We start from the raw sequence: 21,493 nt of genomic DNA on the forward strand, positions 1-21,493 counted from the left end.
TTTGGTATAGAGGGTGCAGGGTGTCACATTGGTGGAGAAAACATAGAAGAGGCGGAGGATGAAAATGAATACAGTTTATTACCCCTTAACACATGCGCAAAAGCGAGTATTCTACACGGAAAGGTTTTATCCAGGTACAAGTATTTCTAATTTGGGTGGATTCGCCAGATTGAGATCGGTATCAGATTTGGATCCATCTTTAGTCGTTGACGTACTTCAAGCGTACATTCGCCAAACTGACTCCCTTCGTTTGAGGCTGGTGTATCGACATGAGCAGGAGGAGCCTGTTCAATATATAAAGCCTTATGAAGAAAAGCCGATTCGCATGGAGAAGGGCTGGAGTGAAGAAGAAGTGAGGGCTTGGGCGAATGAGCAAATCCGTGAGCCGATGCCGTTGATTGACAGCCCCTTGATTGAATTTACGGTCTTTCAAATTAGTGATCAAGAGTGCTGGCTGTTCTGTAAAGCACATCATATTGTGGCGGATGGTATCTCGATTATCTTGATGGGAAATCGCATTATCGACTTATACCAGGACATGCTGCACGGGGTAGACATCTCACCGGTTGAGGAGATTTCTTTTGTTGACCACATCATGAGTGAGCAAAGCTATGAAACTTCTAAACGATTTCAAAAAGACCAATCCTTTTGGAATGAGCAATTTGCCAATATTCCAGATTTCGCTTCTTTAAAACCGCATAAGGGATACGAGATGAGTTTACATGCGGAGCGATTTTCAGGGGATATTCCAGATTCTTTGAAGGAGAAGCTTCGTGCGTTTTGTGAAGAGCAGAAAGTCAGTATGCTCTCGATGTTTATGTCCACTGTTTATATGTATTTGCATCGTTTTAGCGGCATGGAGGATGTTGTTCTTGGAACCTTTATGGGCAACCGAACGAATGCCAAAGAAAAAAAGATGATTGGTATGTTTGTTTCCACGATTCCAATGCGTGCATCTGTTCAGGGGTCGCAATCATTTCTTGATTTCGTAAAACAGGTCATGGCGGATCAAATGAAGATCTTGCGTCACCAAAAGTACCCTTACAATCTCCTCATGAATGATTTGCGAGAAAGAGAAGGGTTTACAGGACGCCTTTTTGATATTTCTTTAGAATACCAGGTTATGCAGTGGCAGAAAAAAGAGAATCTGTCTTTTATTACTGAACCGATCTTTAGCGGGAGCGGAATGAATGATATTTCAATCCATGTAAAGGACCGCTGGGATACAGATACATTGACCATTGATTTGGACTACCGTACAGATGTATTCACCGAAGAAGAAATCAGTAAGATGTTTGATCGATTTTTGATCATACTAGAGGCGGCGGTCTCTCAGCCTGACCAGCTGATCGGGAAACTCCCTTTACTTCCACCAGATGAACAAAAGGAACTGCTGCAATTATCTGAGAGAAAACCGTTTGAAAAACCGTTTGAAAAACCAGTTCATCACATGTTTGATGAGACAGCAAATAAGTATGCAGATCGGACAGCCGTTGTAGCGGAAAATGGAGCATTTACTTATGGAGAGCTGTATCAAAAGGCAGAAAAGCTGGCGCGGTTTTTACAAATGAAAGGTGTCTCGCGTGATGTGCCTGTTGCTGTCTTAATGGATCGGAAGGCAGATGCTATGGTGGCGATCTTCGGCATATTAAAGGCTGGCGGAGCGTATGTACCGATTGATCCGGCATTACCTGAGGAGCGTATTCAGTATATTGTGGAGGATTCAGGTGCTTCCATTGTGTTAACAGAGGAATCGTTCGTTTCAACATACCGTGCCCTCTCGGAAAAAATGGTCGTGCAGCAGCAAATCGAATTAGATGATGGTCTGCTTCCTGAGCTTGTAGATCAGTCGGCACCTAAGGATTTGGCTTATATGATTTATACATCTGGGACAACTGGGAAGCCGAAGGGCGTTATGATTGAGCATCTTCAGCTACATCATTTGGTCCATGCCTTGCATCATGAGATTTATCAAGGGACGAGTGAGCTTCAAATGGCGCTTCTTGCACCATTTCATTTTGATGCATCGGTGAAACAAATATTTGCTGCTCTTTTATTTGGACATACGCTTCATATCATCCCGCGAGAAACAACGAGAAATGGTGTTCAATTAGCGGATTACTATAGTAAACATCAAATTGAAGCAGCGGACGGAACACCGGCGCATGTGCAGCTTTTACTTGCAGCGGATTTAGACGGGTTGTCCTTGACACACATGTTGATTGGGGGAGAAGCATTGCCTGCGAAAGCAGCACACTCTCTCATTGAAGCGGTTCGTATGAGTGAGCCTGATTTTACTTTGTGGAATGTGTATGGTCCGACTGAGACGTGTGTCGATGCGGCGGTCCATCGCTTGGAACTAAGTGAGCTGCGCGAATCATCTGAACAGCAGCGTTATGTGTCGATCGGAAAACCGCTCGGTCATCACCGTCTTTATATTTTAAATGACCATGATCAATTACAGGTACATGGGGCTGCTGGAGAGCTATGCATTGCGGGGATAGGTGTTGGACGAGGCTATGTGAATCAGCCTGAATTGACGGAGAAAGTATTTACGGCAGATCCGTTTTCTCCACACGAGCGGATGTATCGAACAGGGGACCTAGTCAGATGGCTTCCGAATGGCACCATTGATTATCTTGGCAGAATGGATGATCAAGTGAAAATAAGAGGTTACCGCATAGAAACAGGCGAAATTGAAGCGGTGATGGAGCAGGTAGATGGAGTTGATCAAGCTGTCGTACTTGTGGTTGATGAAGCGGACGGTGAAAAGGCGTTAAGTGCTTACTATCAAGCTCGTCATGAAGGTGTGTCAGTTGACATGCTGCAAGCCGCTATCAAACATCAGCTTCCAGCTTACATGATGCCGCTCTATTTCAAAGAGCTCGATGCATTTCCACTCACAGTCAGCGGCAAAGTCGACCGTCGTGCACTTGCTGCTTTAAAAGGCGATAAAGCAGTTCATGCTGTTTATGCTGCACCTAGAAACGATCTCGAAACGAAGCTTGTGCGTTTGTGGGAAGAAATCCTTGATCAAGAGAAGATTGGTGTATATGATTCTTTCTTCGAGCGAGGGGGTCATTCACTTAAAGCGATGACAGTACTCACACATGTTCAGCGAGACTTTCAGGTGGAGGTGCCGCTCTCCATTTTATTTGAACAGCAGACCATTGCCGCTTTGGCTGCCTACATTGAGCAAGCGGAAACATCTTCTGAAAGGGTGATACCAAAAGCACCGGCAGCAGACCATTATCCATTGTCACCTCCACAGCAGCGCGTTTATATGGTGAGTCAATTGGAGCAAAGCACTGCATACCATATGCCGGCTGTTGTGAGGTTAAAAGGAACATTGCAGCGAGAGAAGCTGACTGAAGCCTTTGAAAAACTCATCATACGTCATGATATGCTGCGTACGTCTTTTCATACGTTGAAAGGTGTTCCACGTCAGCGGGTAGCTCCAACCGTGCCATTTCAAATAGAGCAGCTGACAGGCGGCACGATGGAAGAAAATATGCAGCAGTTTGTCAGACCTTTTGACCTTGAGTGTGCACCACTTCTTCGTATTGGCTTGAAGTCATTACATGATCAGGAGTACCTGCTCTTTTTCGATATGCATCATCTCATCTCAGATGGTCTTTCGATTGATTTAATGCTGCGTGAGCTGTCAGATGCTTACAAGGGAGCGGTCAAAGCACCATTGAAGCTTCAATATCAGGACTATGCTGTTTGGCAAGAACAACAAGATTTTCAAAAAGAAGAGGCATTCTGGCTGCAGGAATTTTCGGGTGATCTTCCTGCTTTACAGCTGCTGACCGATTATCAGCGCCCGGCGGTCCAGTCGTTCGCAGGGGATCGTGTGATCAAAGAAATAGATGAAACGTTAAAGGGGCAATTACAGGAGCTTGCGGCGAAACACCACACGACACTGTATACGGTTCTGCTTTCTGCTTACTATACATTGCTTGCGAAGTACACGGGTCAAAAGGAATTCGTGGTTGGAACACCGGCGGCAGGGCGTGTGCATGCAGACCTGGATGACATGATCGGCATGTTTGTCCAGACACTTGCTTTGCGGTCAGAGGTTAATCCGAATGAAACCATGTCGCAGTTGATCGAGCAAGTTAAGGAAAAGACGATGCATGCGTTTGAGCATCAGCAATATCCATTTGAACGGCTGCTTGAAAAGCTGAATGTGCCAAGAGATTTTAGCCGTCATCCTTTATTCGATACCGTTTTTACACTCATGCCAGATCATGGATCAGCCCAGCATATTGGAGAGATGCAAGTTGAAATTGAAGAAACCAATTTCCATATTGCAAAGTTTGATTTAACGCTGCAAGCGATGGAGTCAGATCAAGGGTTATCCTTTGTCCTCGATTACAGTACGGCGCTATTTAAACGAAGTACAGCCGAGCAGATGCTACATCATTATATGTATTTGCTGGAGCAGATGGTCCAAGCGCCAGAGGAAGCGATTCGATCTTATCAGTTACTGTCTGAACAGGAAACGGAAGCTCAACTGAATCTGTGGAATCCTTTACCGACGCCTTATCCGGCAGAAGAAACCATTGTGACGCAGTTTGAAGCGCAGGTGCAGGAGCATGGTCATAAGTCTGCACTCCAATGTGAAGGTGTGATTCTTTCTTACCAAGAACTAAATGACCGAGTGAACCAGCTTGCTCATTATTTGCGTGAACATGGGTTTGAAAGAGGGATGAAAGCAGCCTTATTCTTTGAACGATCCAATGAGATGGTGCTCTCTGTTCTAGCTGTACTTAAGGCGGGTGGCGTCTATGTACCAATTGATCCCGATTTCCCTGATGAGCGCGTGAAGCACTTTTTAACAGATAGCGGTGCGCAATTCTTATTGACACATCAAGTGCTGCGCCATCGTTCGGTGCTCGCTTCTTTTGAGGGAACCATCATCGAAACAGAAGATCAAGCAATTGTTCAGCAATCAGACAGCCCTATAGATGCTGGAGTTTTACCTGAGGACTTAGCGAATTTGACCTATACATCTGGTACAACTGGAAAACCTAAAGGGAATATGGTGACACACCGGAACATTTTGAGAACAGTGAAGCAATCAAATTATCTGACCATCCATCATGAAGACACGGTGGTGAGTCTATCAAACTATGTATTTGATGCTTTTATGTTTGATGTGTTTGGTGCTTTATTAAACGGAGCGAAACTGATTGTTCTGCCAAAGGACCATATCTTAAATATGAATGAGCTTTCTAGAGCGATTGAGAATGAAAAAGTCAGTATTTTAATGATCACGACAGCTCTTTTTCACTTACTCATCGATATGAAAAAAGACAGCCTGAAGAACGTCAGAAAAGTTCTGTTTGGCGGAGAGCGAGCTTCCGTGCCTCATGTCATGACTGCACTTGAAACGGTGGGGGAAGGCAAGCTTGTTCATATGTACGGTCCTTCTGAAAGCACGATTTTCACTACGTATTATCCAGTGAATCACATTGAGAAGCAGGCGTTATCCATTCCAATTGGAAAGCCAGTGAGTCAAACGGCTGTTTACATTGTAGATGAATATGGACATGTGCAGCCGCCGGGTGTTGCGGGAGAGCTATGTGTCGCTGGTGATGGACTGGTGAAAGGATATTATGGGCAGCCAGAACTCACAAGCGAAAAATTTGTGGAAAATCCTTTCCGCCCTGGTGAGGCCATGTATAAAACGGGTGATCTTGCACGCTGGCTGTCAAATGGAGAGATTGAATTCATTGGACGAATCGATCATCAAGTGAAGATTAGAGGACAGCGTATTGAACTTGGAGAAATTGAGCACCAGCTGCTGCGGCATCCGCAATTGAAGGAAGCCGTCGTGATTGCTGCTCCAAATGATACATTATGTGCGTATTTTACAGCCGAAGGGTCCGTCTCATTAACTGATTTGCGCGAGCAAGCAGGACGTGAACTGCCTGTGTATATGATGCCGTCGTTCTTCATGCAATTAGACGAGCTTCCGCTGACGAATAACGGCAAGGTAGATAGGCGCGCCTTACCGGTGCCTGACCTAAGTGAGCAGGTAAATGAGTACATCCCTCCTCAAACCGAAACAGAGCATCACGTAGCGCGCATTTGGGAGGAAGTTCTTGAAGTGCCGCAAATCGGCAGGCACGATCATTTCTTTGAATGCGGCGGCCATTCGCTGCGCGGCATGAAAATGCTGAACAGGCTGTATGAAGAGATGCATGTGGAGCTCACTTTGAAGTCTTTATTTGAATCACCAACATTAGAGACGTTTGCCTTGGCGGTTGATCAAGCGGATCAAACGGAGATCAAGCGAGTGGAGATCACAGAAGAAGCGGCCTATTATCCAGTGACATCTGCTCAGAAAAGACTGTTTGTATTGGAGAAAATGACCGAGGCGGAGAAAAGCTATCATATGCCGGCTGCTTTAAAGCTGGAAGGCGCTTTTGATGAAAAACGATTTGAAAAGGCGATTGAACAGCTTGTCCATCGTCATGAAGCATTCCGAACGAGCTTTGATTTTGTTCAGAATGAACCTGTTCAGCGGGTTGAAACAAATATCTCTGTAGACATTGAAAAAATCGAAGGGAACGGACGAGACATACAGGAATTGATGAATGACTTTATCCGTCCATTTGATATAGAAAAGGCGCCTTTACTCAGAGTAGGTCTAGTTTCTGTTTCTGTAAATGTCCATTATTTATTGATTGATATGCATCATATCATTTCAGATGGAGCGTCTGTTGGCATTTTAATTGAGGAGCTTTCAGCCCTTTATCGAGGAGACAAACTAGAGGAATTACCTGTTCAATATAAGGATTATGCGGTTTGGTCAAAAAGTGAGGTATTTGCTACACAAAAAAGAGCTGAAGAGGCGTTTTGGCTGGAGCAATTACAAGGAGAGCTGCCTGTACTGGCACTGCCAGAAGACCTGCCAAGACCAAAAGTGCAAACATACGCAGGAGATCGCGTCTCATTTGCAATCGATGGGATGCTTAAAGCGAAATTGGATGAGCTGGTCAAAGCACTCAACAGCACGACGTATACAGTCCTGCTCACTTGCTACAGTACCCTTTTAAGCAAGCTTTCGAGACAAGAAGATATCATCATCGGTTCTCCGATTGTGGGCAGAACTCATCCTGATATTCAATCTGTCATCGGTATGTTTGTGAATACGCTGGCACTTAGAACAAAGCCAGCAGGACATCTGACAGCTGCGGAATTTGCGTCAAATGTTCATCAGCTTGTGTTAGAGGCAAATGAGCATCAGTTGTACCCATTTGAAGAATTGGTAGACCAAGTGCAAACGGTTCGAGATACAAGCCGTCATCCAATCTTTGATGTGGTGTTCTCAATGGAAAATGCGGATATCCGTGATTTAACGATGGATGGACTTCACATTGTCCCACAGCCATTCGAAGAGAACATCGCCAAATTTGATTTGACCTTAACTGGAAACGAATCGGCTGATCACATTGAGCTTGTGTTTGATTTTAATTCTTCTATCTTTCAACAGTCGTCGATTGAAAAGTGGAAGGAATATTTCCTTCATCTGTTGGAACAAATGGTATCAGCGCCAGATCAATCGTTAGATCAAATGCACCTATTATCACCGAAGCAGCAGCAAAAACTGCTCAGCGAATGGTCAGGACCTTTCCTAGACGTCCGGTCAGATCAAATCGTTCATGAACTGATCGAGGCTAAGGCATTTGAAGCGCCTCACCAAAAGGCGGCGACCTTCTGCGGAACGAGCTGGACATATGAAGAACTGAACAATCGGGCAAATATAGTCGCTTCAAGACTCATCACAAACGGCATAAAACGAGGAGATCGCGTCGGCATTCTCACCCGTCCATCGCTTGATATGACGGCTGCTGTCCTTGGCGTCCTGAAGTCAGGTGCGGCATTCGTTCCAATTGATGCGGATTATCCGGATCAGCGTATTGCCTACATGCTAGAGGACTGCGGGGCAGAGGTTCTTCTGATGCAAAAAGGACTGACTGCACCATCTTCATTCACAGGACATGTCCTGCATATAGAAGATGCCGTAGAAGGAGAAGCACAAGAGATTCAGGTTCATATGAAACCAACAGATCTCGCCTATATGATTTACACGTCTGGAACGACAGGACAGCCGAAGGGTGTCATGGTCGAGCACCAGTCCCTTGTGAATCTTGCGTTCTGGCACAATGATGCCTTCCAAGTGACAAACGCGGATCGAACCGCCAAATATGCCGGCTTTGGCTTTGATGCCTCCATTTGGGAAATGTTCCCGACTTGGATCGCCGGCGCAGAGCTGCACATCATCGACGAAGCGATTCGCCTCGATATGATCAAGCTCAATGCGTATTTCAATGACGAAGGTATCACCATTGCGTTCCTGCCGACCCAGCTATGCGAGCAGTTTATGTCGATGGACAATCACTCCTTGCGTTACTTACTAACAGGCGGAGACAAGCTGAAACAGGTGAAGCCTGTTCCATATAAACTCGTCAATAACTACGGCCCAACAGAAAACACAGTCGTGGCGACAAGCGGGATCATCAATCCAGATCAAGGCACGCTTCCGATCGGAACAGCGATTGCCAATACTCGTTTCTACATCATGGGTTCGTTATATGATCTCTCGCCGTTAGGCGTACCGGGTGAGCTCGTGATTGCAGGCAAAGGACTGGCAAGAGGGTACTGGAATCTTCCAGAGGAAACAGAGAAACGATTTGTCCCAGATCCATTTTATCCAGGCGAGCGCATGTACCGCACAGGCGATTTGGTGAAATGGACAGAGGATGGCGAGCTGATCTACCTCGGCAGAAAAGACCACCAGGTTAATATACGCGGCTTCCGGATTGAGCTGTCAGAAATTGAGGCGCAGCTCCTTGCGCTGGCGGAAGTCAAAGAAGCAGTCGTGACAACGGTCAAAGATGCAAGCGAACAAGACGCCCTTGCCGCATATGTCATCACGGAGAATGAAACAGAAGACTTAAAAGAAAGCTTAAAACGCACGTTGCCAGACTATATGGTGCCTTCATGGATCATCAGGTTAGACCAACTGCCGATGACCGCAAATGGCAAAGTTGATCTGAAAGCATTGCTAGCGCCTGATATGGATGCAAACCAAACGGCATACGAAGCGCCAAGAGACGAAGTCGAAACGCTTCTATGCGGCATTTGGGAAGACGTGCTTGGCGTGAGCCAAGTCGGCATTCACGACCATTTCTTTTTCCTTGGCGGAGATTCGATTAAAGGCATACAAATGGCAAGCAGGCTCACACAAGCGGGCTGGAAGCTTGATATGAAGTTATTGTTCCAATATCCAACGATTGCGGAACTCCGTCCATATATCGAAGAAGCTGATCAACTGACAGCCGACCAATCACCAGTTGAAGGAGAAGTCATTTTCACACCGATTCAGCGCTGGTTCTTTGAACGAAACTTTATGAATCAGCACCATTGGAACCAAACGATTATGCTTCATGCGCCAAATGGCTTGGATGAGGCCATCGTGCAGCAAGTGTTGGAGCAGCTGACGATCCATCATGATGCCTTGCGAATGGTGTATCCGCTCGAAGAAGGACGCGTGATCCAGCGTCATCGAAAAATCGAGGAAAACATGGTGGCTGTTGATGTGATGAAAGTACAAGGGGAACTGTCGCAGCAAATCCAGCAGGTAGAAAAACTGGCAAATGAAGTGCAGGCGAGTATATCGCTGGCGGAGGGACCTTTAGTAAAGCCAGCCATTTTCCGAACGGATCAAGGGGATCATTTATTGATCGCTGTACACCACCTTGTCATCGATGGCGTGTCATGGCGTATTTTCCTTGAAGATTTTATGGCTCTTTATGAACAGTCGAAGCGCGGGGAAGTCCTGACACTTCCTGAAAAAACACATTCTTTCCAAGAATATGCCCAGAAGCTGACAGAATACGCTGTGTCAGATGACCTGCTAACGGAAAGAGCTTATTGGAAAAAGGTCCTTGCACATTCCGTTACACCGCTTCAAAAGGATCATGTGACGGAGGATCAACGGATGCTTCATACACAGACCATTCGTTTTACATTGTCTGAGGAGGAAACACGCAGTCTGCTGACAGATGTACATGAAGCATACCAAACAGACATCAATGATATTTTGCTGACAGCATTAGGATTGTCCATGAAAGAGTGGACAGGTGAAGACAGACACTTTATTCATCTTGAAGGACACGGGAGAGAGGACATCCTTCCTGGGATCAATGTATCACGGACTATTGGCTGGTTTACTAGCATGTATCCTGTGTTACTGGATATGTCGCATGCAGACGATCTTTCTTATCAGATCAAGCATTTAAAAGAGGAACTCAGGCACATTCCGAACAAGGGAATTGGCTATGGCATATTAAAATATTTAACCCCTGACAAGATGAAGGACGATATCTCATTTGATGTCACACCAGATATCAGCTTTAACTATCTTGGTCAGTTTGATGAACAGATCGGCGGTGGTGAACTGAGACGCTCTGCATGGCATGCAGGACAATCGCTGAACCCTGAATCAGAGAAGCCTCATGCACTTGATATTGTTGGTTTCGTAGAACAAGCCATGCTCCATGTGACGATTTCTTATCATCATCTTGAATTTGAAGAACGTACGATGGAACAGTTCAAGGAACGCCTAGAAAAGAATGTGGCGGCATTGATCTCACATTGTCTATCACAGGATGAGAGTCAGATCACACCTAGTGATGTAGGGGATGAAGATCTCACTATGGATGAACTTGAAAAGCTAATGGATATATTTTAAGTAAACGAAGAGGTGGACTTATGAGCAAGCAGAAGATTCAAAAGGTATATCCTTTAACACCCATGCAGGAGGGCATGCTGTATCATGCCATGCTAGACCCTCATTCCTCCTCTTATTTCACACAGCTTGAGCTTGGAATAAGCGGAGAATTTGATCTCGATCTTTTTGAAAAAAGTCTCAATGAGCTCATACGGACATATGACATTCTCCGTACAGCCTTTGTCTATCAGCAATTACAAAAGCCTCGTCAGGTTGTACTGGCTGAACGTCATCTCGATGTGTATCGAGAGAATCTATCTCATCTGAATCATCAAGAGCAGCAAAAGATATTGGATCAATATAAAAAGCAAGTGAGAAAGCAAGGATTTCACTTAACGAATGATCTGTTGTTGAAAGTCGCTGTTTTTCAATTAAATGAAACAAACTGGCACCTTATTTGGAGCAACCATCACATCATTATGGATGGTTGGTCCATGGGTGTTTTAATGAAAAAACTGTTTCATTACTATGAATCTTATCGGAACGGCAGAACACCGGATCGCTCACAAGGTAAGCCTTATGCAGATTATATCCAGTGGCTTGGAAAGCAAAATAAACAAGAAGCGGAAAGCTATTGGAAGGAGCGTTTAGATGGCTCTGTTCAACATCAAGGACTGCTGCAGCAAAAAGAATCGAACGGACAATACGACCATCAGGAATGGACGTTTACATGGGATGCTCATACGGTACAAGCCATTCAAGATGTGGCAAGACAATGCCAAGTGACGGCACCGAACTTGTTCCAAGCGGTCTGGTCCGTTCTTTTAGGCACCTATCATGCAGCAGATGATGTGACATTCGGAACCGTTGTATCGGGCAGACCTCCTAGTGTATCTGGGATTGAGCGCATGGCAGGGCTGTTTATCAATACGATACCCGTTCGGGTGACATTGGATCAGGGGCAGACGTTCAAACAGCTGTTTGAAAAGGTTCAGCAGCATGCACTGGAAGCGGAAAACTATGATTTTATGCCGCTTTATGACATTCAGCAAAAGACAGCTGCTGGAGGGCAACTCTTTGATCATTTGGTTGGGTTTGAGAACTATCCTTTAGATCAGGAGCTGTCTGGAGATACCATGACTGCACGTCTTGGTTTTTCCATTGATGTAAAAGACGGATTTGAACAAACGAATTTCGACCTAAATGTTCTTGTTTATCCAGGTGAAACGTGGACATTGAAAATTAAATACAACGCCATAGCTTTTGAAGAAAAGATCATTGAAAACATATCGAAACATCTGACCAATCTCATGAAGCAAATCATCCAGAACCCTGATGTACGCCTTCATGAAGTGACATGTATCACAGAAGAGGAGAAGCAGCAGATTGAAGCGTGGAATCAGACAGAGCGAGATTATCCGAAGCATCTGTCTATTCCTGAGCTGTTCAATGAACGTATGAAGGCGCAGCCTGACCATCTGGCATTAGTTGAAGGCGATCGAACATTCACGTACGAGGAGCTTGGACAAGAAATCCGTCGTTTAGCCAGCAGTCTTGTTGAGAAAGGCGTACAGCCAGGAGATGCAGTCGCGGTGTATATGAACCGATCAGCAGATGCGGTGATCGCCATTTTAGCCATTTTACATGCAGGGGCTGCTTATGTACCGATTGATCCAGCTCAGCCTGAGGAGAGAACCCGTTGGATGCTTGAAGACAGCGGCGCATCCATTTTGCTTCATGCTGAAGATCAGTCGCCAGTTGATGAACATATCAAGGCTATGCATGTGACCAGCATGCCTCATCGCTCACACGTGGATTTATCATCCCGGACGTCTCCATCTCAATTGGCGTATATCATGTATACATCGGGATCAACTGGTCAGCCCAAAGGAGTTCAAATTGAGCATCAGCACATTGTGAGATTAGCTTGCTCTCAGGAGAAATTAGGCTTGACCAAGTCGGATCGTATGGCGCATACAGGGGCCGTTAGCTTTGATGCTATTACCTTTGAAATCTTTACCACACTGCTAAATGGGGCGACGCTTTATCCTGTTGACCGTGATACTTTATTGGATATCCATCGATTCGAACAATTTATCCAAACACATCAGTTGACGGCGCTCTTTTTAACAACTGGATTATTTAATCAGCTCGCTCAGCAGCGACCGCAAATGTTCAAAGGATTAACCACATTAATTACAGGCGGTGACGTGATCAATGTGAAGAGTGCGGAGCTTGTGAAACAGCATCATCCAACACTTGTCTTACTGAATGCCTATGGCCCAACAGAAAATACAACCATCTCGACCATTTACGAAGTAAGAGGAGATGAAACGGGTCCGATCCCAATTGGCCAGCCGATCAACCATTCGTCGGCTTATATTTTAGATGATGATCAAAGATTGCAGCCAATTGGAGCGCCAGGAGAGCTGTATGTAGGCGGAGATGGTGTCGCAAGAGGGTATCTCCATCGTCCAGATTTGACCAATCAAGTGTTCATGGCAGATCCCTTTAAGCCGTCAGGCCGTATGTATCGAACAGGGGACTTGGCTAGATATAGTGCGGATGGTCAGATCGAATTCCTTGGCCGTGCAGATGATCAGGTGAAAATTCGAGGCTTCCGTATTGAGCTTGGTGAAATTGAAACAGTGCTTCAGCAAGAAGCGGGCATAGATGATGCAGTTGTACTTGTTCAGCAGCTTTCTTCAGATGAAAAGGAAATCACCGCTTACTTCACAGGGACGATGACAGAAGAAGAGGTGCGGGATTTATTCAATCAAGAGCTGCCAGCTTATATGGTGCCGCACCATGTGATGAAGCTGGATGCTTTTATGCTCACAGCGAACGGGAAGATAGATCGAAAAGCTTTACCAAAGCCGGACGAAGCGCATCAGGAGAAAAAGGAAATCATTCCGCCTGAGACGGAGACAGAAAAGGCACTCGCTCAAATTTGGGAGGAGCTCCTTGGGAAAACGGTAGGAGTAGATGAACATTTCTTCATGGCTGGCGGGCACTCTCTCAAAGCGATGATGATGTCCGCGAAGATTCAAGAGGTGCTTCAAAAGGAAGTGCCGATTCAAGTGATTTTTGAGAAGCCGACGATTCGTTCATTAGCGGCATATATCGATCAGGATGGTCAAGAAGAAAAGAGACATCCGATTTTACCAGCAGAGCAGGCGGAAGAATATCCGGTTTCACCAGCCCAGCGCCGTTTATACATTTTGCAGACACTCGAACCTGACAGCACGAACTATCATATTCCGATCGTCTTAACGCTTGAAGGGAAACTCAAATATCAGCGGCTCAGATCAGCGTTTGATCAGTTGATCCAAACGCATGAAATCTTAAGAACGAGTTTTCATATGAACGGAGAAGACATTGTCCAAAGAGTGAATGAATGGACTGCATTTGACCTTCCCGTTCATGACATCAAGGAAGAAGAGGCGGAGGCATTTCTTGCTGAACGTCAATCGCCATTTGATTTAACAGCGGCACCCCTTTTGCGAGCTCAGCTGTTGAAAGTCAGTGAGAACCGTCATCTTCTCGTCTTGGAAGCACATCATCTCATTACAGATGGCAGCTCTATGAAGACGTTCATTCAAGATTTGGCGAAGGCCTATGATGGAGAAGCTCCTGCAGAAAGAGCCATTCATTATAAAGATTACGCTGTCTGGCAGTTAAGTGAAGAAGAGACGGGGAAACAGAAGGAGCATGAAGCATATTGGCTGAAGCAATTCGAAGGAGATTTACCGGTTTTAGAGCTGCCAACTGATTATCCGCGTCCAGCGGAACGTGATTTTTCCGGGGAACGATTCATGTTTGGCTGTGATCAAGCGACAACTCGGCGGATTCAAGAGTTGCTTCAGAAAACAGATACAACCATGTACATGTTCCTGTTATCTGCCTTTCAAGTGCTGCTTGCCACCTATAGCGGCCAAGAAGATATCATCGTTGGTTCCCCTGTTGCAGGACGGACACATCCTGATATACAGGACATGCCGGGGATGTTTATCAACACCGTTGCGATGCGCGGAAAACCAGAACAAACGAAATCATTTTTACAGCTCCTTGAAGAAATAAAAGAAACGAGTGTTGACGCTTTTGCTCATCAAAGCTATCCACTCGAAGAGTTAATTGCACGTCTTCCGCTAGATCGTGATACAACCCGAAGCCCGCTCTTTAGCGTGTCATTTAATATGCAGAACATGGAGGTTCCGGCGCTAAAGCTCGGCGATCTGCACATTTCGCCTTATGCCATTCAGCATCACTCAGTCAAATTTGACTTGTCTCTAGAAGCATTTGAACGAGAGGGAGCATTAAAGCTGAGCTTTGACTATGCAGCGGCGTTATTTAAAGAAGAGACGGTCCGCAGATTCGGAACTCATCTATTAGCGATTATTCGTGAAGCGGTCCAACACCCGGAGGAACAGATCGGCTTGCTCCGTATTCTTGATCAGCATGAGCAAATAGAGCGGCTGGAGAAAAAAGACGAAGTGCAATCGAATCGTCATGAGCCCTTCCATGTCCAATTTTCGCGTCAGGCAAAGGAAACACCAGATGCCATTGCGGTGATGGATGATCAACAGAAGCTCACTTACCGCGAGCTGGAAGACATGGCAAATGCGCTTGGCAGTGAATTGAAGATACGAGGCGTCGAGAAAGAAAAGACTGTAGCTCTGATTCTTGACCGCTCTGTCTATGTCATCGTCTCAATGCTTGGTGTGATGAAAGCAGGTGGTGCATTTGTGCCAATTGATCCCGCCTTCCCTGCGGAACGTATCCGCTACACATTAGAAGATTCAGGTGCACAAGTGATCGTGACAAATGACTCTCTTGCAGGGTCCTATCAACATCACAAGTCGATTCAGGTCGTGCAGGTTGAAAAAGCAGTGCAGCAAAACTGCTCGCTAGATCTGCCGGAAGGCTCAGCCGATCAGCTCGCTTATGTAATTTACACATCTGGGACAACAGGGAAGCCGAAGGGCGTACAGCTCACGCATCGTAATCTATCACACTACGTCAACTGGCTGACAAATGAGGTGACATTGCAAGAATGCGATCGGACGGCACTGCTTTCTTCTTATGCTTACGATCTCGGTTACACAAGCATTTTCCCTGTCTTAAAAGCAGGAGGGACACTGTATGTGCCTCGTGAAGATGTGTATACAGACCCGGTGCGTCTCATGCGTTTAATTGATGAACAAGAGCTGACTTATATCAAAATGACACCATCCTTATTTCATATGATGGCAGATTCGAAGGATCATGCATTTAACGCTTTACGCCTTGTGATACTTGGAGGGGAACCGATTGTCTCTGAGGATGTTGAGACATTTATGGACCAGCATCCATGTGTCGCAGTGATGAACCACTACGGCCCAACAGAGACAACGATTGGGACTGTGACCAAGCTGATCACATCGCGAGAGCTAGGCGCATTGAAGGATCGCTCTGTGATTGGGCAGCCAATTTCTCACACAAGAGCGCTCGCACTCAATCGTCAGCAGCGCCTCGTCCCTTATGGCGCACCTGGAGAGCTTTATATATCAGGGGAAGGCGTATCGAGAGGATATTTGAATCAGCCTGAATTAACGGCAGAGCGTTTTCTAGAAAATCCGTATTTTCCTGAAGAGCGGATGTATCGTACAGGAGATTTGGTCAGACAGCATGCAAATGGAGACATTGAGTTTCTTGGAAGAATAGATGATCAAGTGAAAATTCGCGGCTATCGTATTGAGAAACAGGAAATTGAGCATGCCGCACGTGCACGATTATCCATTCAAGAGGTGTATGTCAAAGTGATTCACATGTCCCGTTTACCAGAGCTTGCACTCTATTACACATCGCCTGAACCAATTGGAACACTGACGTTTAGAGAAAAGCTTGCGGAGACACTGCCGGATTATATGATTCCAACGTACTTTGTCAAAGTCGACCACATTCCGCTTACACAAAACGGAAAGGTAGATGCGAAGTCTCTGCCACTTCCGCACGAGGTGCATATGAACCGTGCGGTGCATGTAGCACCAGAAACGGCACTTGAAGAGACGCTGTGTGACATTTGGTTAGAAGTATTTGGGGTTGAACAAATAGGTGTTCATGATCACTTCTTTGAATTGGGAGGTCATTCTCTCAAAGGCATGGTGCTCATTTCGAAGGTACAAGCCAAGCTGAACAAGCATGTGCCGCTCAAAGTCCTCTTTGAAAAGCCAACGATACGGGCGATGGCTGCCTATTTAGAAGAAGTGGATTCTTCGGACACCACATCCATTCAACCGGCGGAGAAGCAAGATTTCTATCCTGTCTCTTCCGCTCAAAAGCGGATGTATGTGTTACAGCAGTTGCATCCAGAAGCAGTTACTTACCATATGCCTGCCGTTTTGATGATGGAAGGCAGCCTTGATGTAAAGCAGCTAGAAGAAGCGTTGCAAGCCTTGATCGAACGACATGAATCATTGCGGACAGCCTTTGTAGAAATTGACGGCGTACCAGTTCAAAAAGTCTATCGCCGAGTGCCGTTTACGTTAGAGGTTGTTGAGGTAGAGAGAGGTCAAGAGCAGCCTGTCATAGGTGCATTCATCACCCCATTCTCATTACATCAAGCACCATTAATGAGGGCAAAGGTGGCGAAGCTTTCTGATGAGGAATATGTGTTCATGGTGGATATGCACCATATCATCGCAGATGGTGTCACACGCAGTCTGCTCATTCAAGAATTGGCAGAGCTGTATGAGAAAAAGACGTTACCGCCAGTTCAGCTGCACTACAAGGATTATGCGGTATGGCAACAGGAAGAAAAGCAGCAAGCGATGCTCGAGAAACAGCGTCAGTATTGGCTGGAGCAATACGCTCAGCCGCCTGAAGATTTGGCACTGCCACTTGATTTTCCACGCCCTCATGTTCAGTCATTTGAAGGAGACCGAGTCGATAGATGGTTATCTGCTGAAAAGGTGCAGTCCATTAAAACGCTCATGGCTGAAAAAGGTGTGAGCTTGAACATGGTGATGCAAACGGCATTTGCCATTTTCCTTTCTAAATTAACTGGGCAGACAGATATCGTCATAGGCGCTGTCACAGCAGGACGTACGCATGCTTCAATCGAACGGGTTCCGGGCATGTTTGTGAATACACTGGCTCTTCGAAATCAAGTGCAGCTGGAGGAAACCACAGCACAATTGCTTGAAAAAATGAAAGATCGCAGTCTATCAGCCTATGAACATCAAGAATTCCCGTTTGAGGAATTGGTGGCACAGTTAGATCTTCCGAAAGACACGAGCCGCAACCCATTGTTTAGTGTCATGCTGACAACGGATGACCGAGACCTGACGTTACCGGATTTGGATGGACTCAAGCTTTCGCAAAAACAGCAAGAGACAGTTCAAGCAAAATTTGATGTAACGCTCGGTGTATTTGAAGAACAAGACCAAGTGGGTCTGCGTTTTGAGTATGCAGCGGCATTGTTTAAAAAGAAGACCATTCAGCGTTGGAGTCGATATTTTGAACAAATCATAGACGAAATGCTGGCTAAGCTCAATCAGCCAATTTCAGCGCTATCGATCTTAACTGAAGAGGAAAAACAAGAGCTGATCAATGAATGGTCAGGTCCTGTCCTAGATGTCCCGTCAGATCAAACCGTTCATGAACTGATCGAGGCTAAGGCATTTGAAGCGCCTCACCAAAAGGCGGCGACCTTCTGCGGAACGAGCTGGACATATGAAGAACTGAACAATCGGGCGAATGTAGTTGCTCAGAAACTGATCTCTCTTGGCACAAAACCCGGAGATCGCGTCGGTATTCTCACCCGCCCATTGCTTGAGATGACGGCAGCCGTCCTTGGCGTCCTAAAGGCAGGTGCGGCATTCGTTCCAATAGATGCGGATTATCCAGCGCAGCGTATTGCCTACATGCTGGAAGACTGCGGGGCAGAGGTACTTCTGATGCAGAATGGACTGACTGCACCATCGTCATTCACAGGTCATGTCCTGTTCATAGAAGATGCGGTAGAAGGAGAAGCTCACGAGATTCAGGTTCATATGAAACCAACAGATCTCGCCTATATGATTTACACGTCTGGAACGACAGGACAGCCGAAGGGTGTCATGGTCGAGCACCAATCCCTTGTGAATCTTGCATTCTGGCACAATGATGTCTTCCAAGTGACAAATGCGGATCGAACCGCCAAATATGCCGGCTTTGGCTTTGATGCCTCCATTTGGGAAATGTTCCCGACTTGGATCGCCGGGGCAGAGCTGCACATCATCGACGAAGCGATTCGCCTCGATATGATCAAGCTCAATGCGTATTTCAATGACGAAGGTATCACTATTGCGTTCCTGCCGACCCAGCTATGCGAGCAGTTTATGTCAATGGACAATTATTCACTGCGTTACTTACTGACAGGCGGAGACAAGCTGAAACAGGTGAAGCCTGTTCCATATAAACTCGTCAATAACTACGGTCCGACTGAAAATACAGTCGTGGCGACAAGCGGTATGATCGTTCTAGATAAAGGCACGCTTCCGATCGGAACAGCGATTGCCAATACTCGTTTCTACATCATGAGTTCGTTATATGATCTCTCGCCGCCAGGCGTACCGGGTGAGCTCGTGATTGCAGGCAAAGGATTGGCAAGAGGGTACTGGAATCTTCCAGAGGAAACAGATAAACGATTTGTCCCAGATCCATTTTATCCAGGCGAGCGCATGTACCGCACAGGCGATTTGGTGAAATGGACAGATGATGGCGAGCTGATCTACCTCGGCAGAAAAGACCATCAGGTCAACATTCGCGGCTTCCGGATTGAGCTGTCAGAAATTGAAACCCATTTCCTTGCGCTGGATGCCGTCAAAGAGGCGGTCGTGACAACGGTCAAAGATGCGAGTGATCAGGTTGCTCTTGCCGCTTATGTCATCACGGATGGAGAAACGACAGATCTCAAAGAAAGTCTAAAACGCACGTTGCCAGACTATATGGTGCCTTCATGGATCATCAAGCTAGACCAACTGCCGATGACGGCAAATGGCAAAGTCGATCTCAAAGCGCTCCCAGCGCCTGATATGGAAGCGAATCAAACAGCATACGAAGCGCCAAGAGACGAAGTTGAAACACTGCTTTGCGGCATTTGGGAAGACGTGCTTGGCGTCAGCCAAGTCGGCATTCACGACCATTTCTTTTTCCTTGGCGGAGACTCGATTAAAGGCATTCAAATGGCAAGCAGACTCACACAAGCGGGCTGGAAGCTTGATATGAAACTACTATTCCAGTACCCAACGATTGCGGAGCTACGCCCATATATCGAAGAAGCTGATCAACTGACAGCTGACCAATCATCGGTTGAAGGGGAAGTCATGTTGACTCCAATTCAACGCTGGTTCTTTGAACAAGCATTCAGTAACCAGCACCATTGGAATCTCTCGATGATGCTTCATGCGCCAAATGGATTTGATCTTTCGATTACAGAACAAGTGATGCAGAAATTGATTTCACACCATGATGCACTGCGCATGGTATACAGGCAAGAGGATGGCGGCATTCTGCAATACAATCAGCGGGAGCTCACGGAACCGATTGCGATTATTTCTCATGATGTCTCTAAAGAGCACGACGTGAAAAAGGCCATTTCCACCTATGCCAACGAGTATCAGCGTCAGCTGAACCTCGAAACAGGTCCGCTCATAAAAGTGATCTGTTTCAATGCAAAAGACGGCGATCACTTACTCATCGTGACACACCATCTTCTCATTGATGGTGTCTCATGCCGAATTTTACTAGAGGACTTTATGTCTCTTTATCAGCAGGCAGCTCAAGGACAAACGTTCGTCCTACCGCCAAAAACTCACTCCTTTAAAGAATGGGCAGAGGCAATCGAACGATACGCGCAGTCCCAGCCGTTAAAAAGCCAAAGTGAGTACTGGACAGAGATTGAAAGTGCGCCATTAACCACTTTACCTGTTGATCATGAAGTGCCTAAAAGAAAAGTTGCTCAAACGAAAGCGGTACAGTTGCAGCTTTCAGAAACCGAAACCGAGCATCTTTTAACCGATATTCATCTACCGTACACAACGGAAATGAACGATATTCTTCTATGTGCTCTCAGTCTTGCCGTTCAGGAGTGGACAGGGAAGTCCCGTGTACATGTGCAGCTTGAAGGTCATGGAAGAGAGGATATTTTATCAGGGCTGGATGTCTCCCGCACGGTTGGCTGGTTTACAAGTATGTATCCAGTTGTTCTTGAAGCGAAGCCAGATCAGACCATAGCTGATGCCATTAAAGGAACGAAAGAGATGCTGCGACGTGTGCCGAATAAAGGAATAGGCTACGGGATTTTGAAATACATGACAGCCACTGAGCCGTCAGGACAGCACGTACATCCTGAAATCAGCTTGAACTATCTTGGGCAGATCGATCAGGAAGTGACGACAGAACTCTTTGGACCGTCCACCTATGATATGGGACGACAAGCAAGCCCAGATTCAGAAGCTGTCTATAAGCTGAACCTCAGTGGTCTTGTTCAACAAAATCGATTCATGTTGTCGTGTTCCTATTGTACAGATGAATATGAAGAACAGACGATACAACAGTTCATGGCATTGATGAAGGAAAAAATCCAATCCATCATGACCCATTGCCTAGCTCAGCACGAACGGGAATTTACGCCAAGTGACTTCTCTGCTGGTGACCTTGAAATGGATGAAATGGACGACATTTTTGACATGCTTGAGGAGAAATTGACCTAACAACACG

At 46.0% G+C, this 21,493-nt stretch carries 2 protein-coding genes; both read left to right on the forward strand.

Translation table 11 applies throughout. The features are described from left to right. Nucleotides 1-64 precede the first annotated feature (64 nt). Nucleotides 65-10,771, forward strand: a complete 10,707-nt coding sequence (locus C6W21_RS15655; protein WP_189318216.1) for a non-ribosomal peptide synthetase — start codon at nucleotides 65-67, stop codon at nucleotides 10,769-10,771. Between the two features lie 20 nt (nucleotides 10,772-10,791). Beyond that, a complete protein-coding gene (locus C6W21_RS15660) occupies nucleotides 10,792-21,486 on the forward strand; it encodes a non-ribosomal peptide synthetase (RefSeq protein ID WP_106051152.1) in 10,695 nt (3,564 codons plus the stop codon). Nucleotides 21,487-21,493: the final 7 nt, after the last annotated feature.

Source organism: Bacillus sp. NMCN1 (genome assembly GCF_002998085.1).
Lineage (GTDB): Bacteria > Bacillota > Bacilli > Bacillales > Bacillaceae > Bacillus.

Bases quoted from the DNA above. Each gene is read 5' to 3' on its own strand.
- C6W21_RS15655 (WP_189318216.1), top strand. From the start codon at position 65: ATGAATACAGTTTATTACCCCTTAACACATGCGCAAAAGCGAGTATTC.
- C6W21_RS15660 (WP_106051152.1), top strand. From the start codon at position 10,792: ATGAGCAAGCAGAAGATTCAAAAGGTATATCCTTTAACACCCATGCAG.